This is a genomic window from Candidatus Binatia bacterium (assembly GCA_036382395.1).
Lineage (GTDB): Bacteria > Desulfobacterota > Binatia > HRBIN30 > HRBIN30 > JAGDMS01.
Genome location: DASVHW010000162.1, coordinates 1 through 6,635, shown reverse-complemented (window position 1 = coordinate 6,635; position 6,635 = coordinate 1). Strand labels below are relative to the sequence as shown.

The 6,635-nt window shown below is 63.7% G+C and carries 6 protein-coding genes; 1 reads left to right on the top strand and 5 read right to left on the bottom strand.

Annotation, left to right across the window (positions count from 1 at the left end; genetic code table 11):
• The 3 genes from VF515_07610 to VF515_07600 all read right to left on the bottom strand — a co-directional run.
• The coding region (locus VF515_07610; GenBank protein ID HEX7407503.1) for a hypothetical protein at nt 1-286 on the bottom strand (286 nt) is incomplete at its 3' end.
• A gap of 247 nt (nt 287-533) precedes the next feature.
• The gene (locus VF515_07605) at nt 534-1,409 is read right to left on the bottom strand and encodes a DUF58 domain-containing protein (protein HEX7407502.1); all 876 of its coding nucleotides are present in this window, start codon (nt 1,407-1,409) and stop codon (nt 534-536) included.
• 51 nt (nt 1,410-1,460) lie between these two features.
• Nucleotides 1,461-2,450: a MoxR family ATPase gene (locus VF515_07600; GenBank protein HEX7407501.1), complete on the bottom strand. Its 990-nt coding sequence runs from the start codon at nt 2,448-2,450 to the stop codon at nt 1,461-1,463.
• Nucleotides 2,451-2,725: 275 nt separating this feature from the next.
• On the opposite strand from VF515_07600, the gene larA reads away from it, so the two are divergent.
• Entirely contained in the window at nt 2,726-4,039 is a 1,314-nt protein-coding gene (larA, locus tag VF515_07595; protein HEX7407500.1) for a nickel-dependent lactate racemase, read from the top strand.
• Here the strand turns inward: larA and VF515_07590 are convergent, their stop codons facing one another.
• Together VF515_07590 and VF515_07585 are read right to left on the bottom strand one after the other, a co-directional pair.
• Nucleotides 4,040-4,870, bottom strand: a complete 831-nt coding sequence (locus tag VF515_07590; protein ID HEX7407499.1) for an AAC(3) family N-acetyltransferase — start codon at nt 4,868-4,870, stop codon at nt 4,040-4,042. It lies immediately after the preceding gene.
• 123 nt (nt 4,871-4,993) lie between these two features.
• Nucleotides 4,994-5,863: a hypothetical protein gene (locus VF515_07585; protein ID HEX7407498.1), complete on the bottom strand. Its 870-nt coding sequence runs from the start codon at nt 5,861-5,863 to the stop codon at nt 4,994-4,996.
• Nucleotides 5,864-6,635 lie beyond the last annotated feature (772 nt).

Below are 6,635 nucleotides of genomic sequence, written 5' to 3'. Positions count from 1 at the left end.
CCGTGATGATTCGACCGTTCTCTTTGCGCGTGGGCAACTCCCCAAAATCACTGATAGTGAAATCACCAAGAGCACCGCTGAACACCGGGATCATAACCTCGGTGTCGGCGGTGGCCGAGACTTCCACGGTATAGCGGATCGGGTCGCCGATGGTGATCCGGCTGCGGTCGACGCGGGCCTGCACGGTGATGGGGGCGTTGGCGTCGGGCGCGGGGTCGGTGGCGAAAGTGGGGGCGGCGACGAGGACAAGGGTGAGAAGAGTCGCCGCGGCGATGGCTGCCCTCATCCGTCCGCTCTCCCAGGGGGACTGTCGATTTTCGCCCAGCGGGCACCCCTCGATACGCCGCCAGAAGAGGGCGGCTACTCGGGGCGAGCGGCTCCATGTTGATTTCAGAGGGTTTTCCCCGTTCACCCCGAGTAGGCCCCATTTTCTCAGGGGCCGTATCGAGGGGCCACTCGCGTTTATCGACACTGCCCCGAGGGAGCGGGGACCTGCGTGCGGATGAGCGGATGGAAACGGGCGGTCCATCGTTCTAGTGCCGGCGCTCGCGCATGCGGAAGAAGCGGAGCAGGGCTTCGGTGTAGGAGCGGTCCGTGCGCAGAACGACGGCATCAACGTCGATGCCGCGGAGCATGCGGTCGCGCTCGCGGCGTGCGGCCTCGGCGCGTTGCTCGAATTCGCGCCGCACGAGGCTGTCGCCGGTGTCGAGCAGTATGTGTTCTCCGCTCTCGGCGTCTTGCAGGGCGATCAGACCAACGTCCGGCAACGCCAGGTCGCGGGGATCGTCCAAGACCACGGCGATGACGTCATGACGGCGGTTGGCGATCTTGAGTGCCAGCCGCGCCCGCGTGTCGAGGAAGTCGGAAATCACAAAGGTCACGCAACGCCGTTTGGTGACGCGATTCAGATATTCCAGCGCAGCGGAGATGTCCGTGCCGCGGCCCTGCGGTGAGAACGACAGGACTTCCCGGATGACGCGGAGGACGTGGCGGGTGCCCTTCTTTGGCGGCAGCGCCAACTCGACATGGTCGCTGAACATCACCAGACCAACCTTGTCGTTGTTGGTGATGGCGGAGAAGGCGAACAGGGCGGCCATCTCCGCGGCCATCTCGCTCTTCAGTTGCTTGACGGTGCCAAAGTGCGTCGAGGCGCTGGTATCGACCAACAGCATCACCGTCAATTCCCGCTCCTCCACGAAGCGCTTCACGTGCGGCACGCCCGTGCGGGCGGTGACGTTCCAGTCGATGGTGCGGATGTCGTCACCCGGGAGGTAGTGACGGACCTCGGCGAATTCCATGCCGTGCCCTTTGAAGACGCTGTGGTACTGCCCGGCGAAGAGGTCGCTGACCAGGTGGCTGGTGCGAATCTGGATCTTGCGCACCGCTTTGATCTGCTCGGAGGTCAACATGGAAGATCAGGGTTCGAGGGTTCGAGGGTTCACGGCTCACGCATCACGACTTCACGGTACCGGCACTCCGTCGAAGACGCTCTTGACGACGGCGTCGGCATCGATGTCTTCGGCCTCCGCCTCGTAGGTGACGATGACTCGGTGGCGCAGAATATCGGGTCCGATGGACTTGACGTCTTGCGGCGTGACGTAGCCACGTCCCTGGAGAAGGGCGTGCGCCTTGGCGGCCAGCGTGAGGTACAGCGTGGCGCGCGGCGAGGCGCCGTACTGGATCAGCCGCTGCAGATCGAGCTTGTAGGCCGACGGGTCCCGCGTCGCGAACACGAGGTCGATGATGTAGTCCTTGATCTTGTCATCGAGGTAGATCTGGTCGACCAAGGTGCGCAGGCGTAGGACGTCCGCAGTGTCGATGACCGGGCTGGCGCCGTCGCGGCGATGGGTTGAAGCCATGCGGTCGAGGATCTGCCGCTCCTCTTGCTTCGAAGGATAGGTGATGGACAGCTTCAACATGAAGCGGTCCACTTGTGCCTCGGGGAGAGGGTAGGTGCCTTCCTGCTCGATCGGGTTTTGGGTGGCCAAAACCAGGAATGGATCGGGCAGCGGATGGGTTTCGTCGCCGATCGTCACCTGGCGCTCCTGCATGGCTTCGAGCAGCGCGCTCTGGACTTTCGCGGGGGCGCGGTTGATTTCATCGGCCAGAATGATGTTGGCGAAAATCGGCCCCTTCTTGGTGGTGAAGACCCCTTCGCGTGGGTTGTAGATGAGCGTGCCGATGAGATCGGCCGGGAGCAGATCGGGGGTGAACTGCAAGCGCTGAAAGCTGGCGTTGATCGACTGGGCCAGGGTTTTCACCGACAGCGTCTTGGCGAGTCCGGGGACGCCTTCCAACAGCACATGGCCGTTGGCAAGTAGCCCGATCATCAAGCGATCGACCAGATAGCGCTGGCCGACGATGATGCGGCCGATTTCCTCGCGCAGACGGTATAGGCACGCCGCTTCTTCCTTGACTCGCTCGTTGATGGCTGTGATCCCGGCATCCATATCGGCTCAAGTCCTCTCCTCGTTCGAAATCATCCGGCGGCCCACGGCCGACCCGGTTGTCGCGTGATAGACGCTCGGCACCAAAAAATCTTCACGATATCAAGGGTCCCGAGACCCGCCAGACGTGCACGACGCCGACGCCAGGACGCGACGCTTTAATTCGTAAGCCGATTCTTAACTACCCTCGGCACGGCGGTCAAGCGCGCCGCGGAGCTTCTCTGGGCTCGGCAGAGCGCGTTGTCACCGCGGCCGATACGCAGTAGATTTAGGACAGGATGGAGATTCGACTCGACTACGGACGGACCGGCTTGAAGGTACGGCTCCCGAATGACCTGCAGGTTTCGGTGGCGGAACCGGCGAAGGGCCTGCCGCTGGCCGATCCGGTGGCCGCGGTGACACAGTCGTTGCGCGCCCCGATTGAGGCGCGGCCGCTGGCGGAGTTAGCACGCGGTCGTTGCGATGCGGTGGTGGTGATTTCGGACAAGACCCGGCCTGTGCCGAACGCGATCGTGCTGCCGCCGATCTTGCGGACGCTGGAAGGAGCCGGCATCGACCGCAGCCGTATAGAAATCCTCGTGGCGACCGGCTTGCACCGGCCCAACACGCGCGCGGAGTTGGTGGAGATGACCAGCGCCGAGCTGGTCGAACACTACCGTTTCCGCAATCACATCGCGCGCAACGCCGACGAGCACCTGCATTTCGGGCGCACGCGGCGCGGGACCGAGGTCTGGCTCGATCGCGGCTTCGTCGATAGCGATGTGAAGATCGTGACCGGTTTGATCGAGCCGCACTTGATGGCGGGGTATTCAGGCGGCCGCAAAGGGGTTGCGCCCGGCCTCGCTGGCGTGGAGACGATGCGCAGCGCGCACGGTCCGGCCATGCTCGAATCCAACGTCGGACCGGGTATCATCGACGGCAATCCGTTTCACGAAGATCTGCTGGAGATTGCGCGCCTGGCGCGGGTCGATTTCCTCGTCGACGTGTCGGTCGACCGGGCCCGGCAAGTCACCGGGGTCTTCGGCGGCGACATCGAACGCGCGCACGAAGCCGGCATGCGGGCGGTCGAATGCGAGGTGCGAGTCGATCTCGACCGCCCCGCCGACATCGTCATCACCTCCGCCGGCGGCTATCCGCTGGACGCGACCTTTTACCAGTCGATCAAGGGTCTCACCGGCGCGCTCAACGTCGTGCGCCGCGGCGGCACGATCATCCTGGCCGCGGCACTCAGCGAGGGCATCGGGAGCGAGGATTTCCAGGAACTCTTGCGGGCCACGCGCGGCAACGATGACTTCATGGCGCGCATCACGGCGCCCGGGTTCTTCCGGGTCGATCAGTGGATGGTGCAGCACCTGTGTCAGGTGCTGCGCAAGGCGGAGGTGGTGCTGGTCACCGAAGGGCTGCCGGCCGAGACGGTGCGCGGGCTGTTGGCGACGCCGGCCGCCACGGTGGAAGCGGCGCTTGTCCGGGCTCTGGAGCGCCACGGTTCAGAGGCGCACGTTACCGTGCTGCCCCAGGGTCCCTACGTGCTGGCCACCGTGCGCGGGCGCAAACTCCCGCTCGGCCGTGCCTGGATGGATGACGCGGCGTAGTTACGGAGTGCTGAGGCCTGCGGGCGGCGTCTTGGGCTCGATATCCGCAAGGGCGGCGCGCTTGGCGGCACAATTGAGGCAATCGGGCTGGTCACAGACGAAGGCGCGCGGATCACGGTCCAGCATTGCGGTCGCTAGTTGCATCAGGTAGCGGACGGCGATCTTCCGGGCTGTGCCACGCGCCAACGGGGCGGACTTCACCTTGGCCGGGTCGAGGCGGTCCTCCAACTTGATGAAGGCGGCGCTGCAACCGGGCAGGTTTTCGAGCACGACGCGCTCATCGTAGCCGGCGGCGTTCAGGCGAACCGCGGTGCCGCGGTTGAGATACGGAACACCGAAGCGCTCTTCCGCCACATGAAGGATAGTGGCCGACTGCAGTGAGGTGCCCAGCAGCAGCACGTGTCCCTGCATGATGTTGATTTTCTTCAAAGGGCCGAAAGGGTTGTTGTCGCGCTGCGTCGACAGCACCTCGCGTGCGTGGCGGCCCCACGCCGCAAACGAGTGCGTCGGGTGACTGCTGCGCAGCACCCCGGGCAAGCGGCGGAAGGCCTCGGCGATGGTGCCGACCTCCTTGCTCACCGAGATGTCGGCGTGAAAGGCCACCGGGCGGCTGCGGGGCTGGCCAGGCTCAGGCCTGGGCCAGGTCTCGGCACAGGTGAAGGCCGGCATCATCACGGTGCCGCTGTCGCCCACCGCTTCGAGCAGGGTTGAGCACACCGCCAGTGCGCCACCCTCGATGTTGCCGAAGCTGGAGAGCGACGCATGCACCACCACCTGGTTGCCTCGCAATGCCAGCTGATCAAAGAGCGCACTCAGATCACTACGATTCATTCCCGCTTGTCCACTCCGCATTGAGGTTGCTCCGCACACCAGCCGAGTTGCCTCTCCCATGTTGCGCGGCTTTACCATCGCTTCTTCTGCCGTGCGGGTCTTCAGACCGCAATCCGACGTGTGTCATGAAAACACATGCAACTGCTGCCGGGTACGAGCCAACAACTCCAGTTTGGCCCGGGCAACGTTACGCGGCAAGTGCCCCAACCCGCACGAGGGAAGCAAGTGGGCGGTGTCGAGCACGTACTGCTTCAGTATGGTTTCAATCTGGCTTGCCACGGCGTGCGGATCCTCCAGCCGCGTGTTGCGCCCGTCAATCAAGCCGAGCGCCAGCACCTTGCTGGAGCCGGTGGAGGCAATGGCCTCGGCCAGCTTCGGACTGCAGGTGAAATCGAGGGCCAGAACGTCGGCGGGCAACGAGTTGAGCTGAGCGTAAAGCGGCTCGGCATCACCGAAGTATGTTGCCACCATCAGTTCTGCACTGCCGCGGGCGTCCCATGCCGGTTCCAGCAGGTGCCGCAACAGCCGAATGTCGGTAGGGCGGGAGAGAATGGCCGGCTCCTCCAGCTGAATGATCTGGGCGCCCTCGCGTGCGAGGTCACTCACCTCAGCCGCCACGATTTCGCTCAGTGCCACGGCCAGCGCGGTGACGGTGGCATACGGCCCGGACTCGATCATGCACAACCGGGCCAGGGTGTACGGGCCGGGCAGCACCGGTTTGACGCGCAGGCGCGATGCGTGGCGTGCTTTGACGAAGTCGCCGCAAACGAGGGGGTTGCGCCGACGCAGCGCCGCGGTGATCACCGGCTGGCGAAAATAGAATTGGGTGTCGAAGTAGCGCTGCAAGCCGTTGATCCGTACCCCTTCGAGCGCCCCCATGAAGTGCGATATCGGATCATGCCAGCCGACCTGGCCGTCAGTGATGATATCGATTCCCGTCTGCTCCTGTTCGTGGATGATCTCATCGATCACCGACCGTTCAACGGTGCCCACCTCCGTCGGCTCATTGTCCGCGCGTTCTGGTGGCGCGTATGCCCACTGCGGTCGCTGCAGTCCTGGGCGGTCACCATTGCGAGCATAGCTGCTGTGGTTCTGAAGGAGGAATTTCATACTGCGTTCGAGGCTACGGAGCATACCCCGGCACTTCCGACGCAGCAAGGAGATTGGGTGACGGTGCCGATGGCGCCTTGCGCAACGCCTGTTTCACGGCACAAGGCGAGATGCTCAACCAGAGTACGGGTGCCATCGGCGGGTCGCCGGGGAGTCGGGAACCCACCGTCAAAGCAGCCGACCAATTGTGAGAAGGGGAAAACGGAGGTGACAATGTAGGCCCGCCAGTGTGGGAGCCAAGATAGCTTGATCATCGTTCTCACTTTCTCTGTCTCGTCTCCGAGGCAGACAGCCTGCCAGGCAGCGCAATCTTGGGAGGAAACATCGGTAGACTAGCCGGGTGCGTGGCGGCCAATTGATGAGGCGACGACCTGCCGTCGATTCAAACATTTCAGTCAATTCCTGCAAGATGACGGACCACTTGGCCGGTCTGTCAAGCCTGACCACGCCAACGTTTGCAGTCCGAGAAACGGTCCCGCGCTCCCCCTCCTGAACTCGAGTTGCAGTTTCGCCGGCGATCGGAGAGAGGCCGCCGGTGCTTTCTACTTGACTTTCGTCAGTTATATGGCAAAAAGACCTTCGCATGATTGAGCGGGGAGGCGGCATGAAACGAGAACGACCCAGAAGATCTTGCCTGGTTGTCAGCCACGTCATT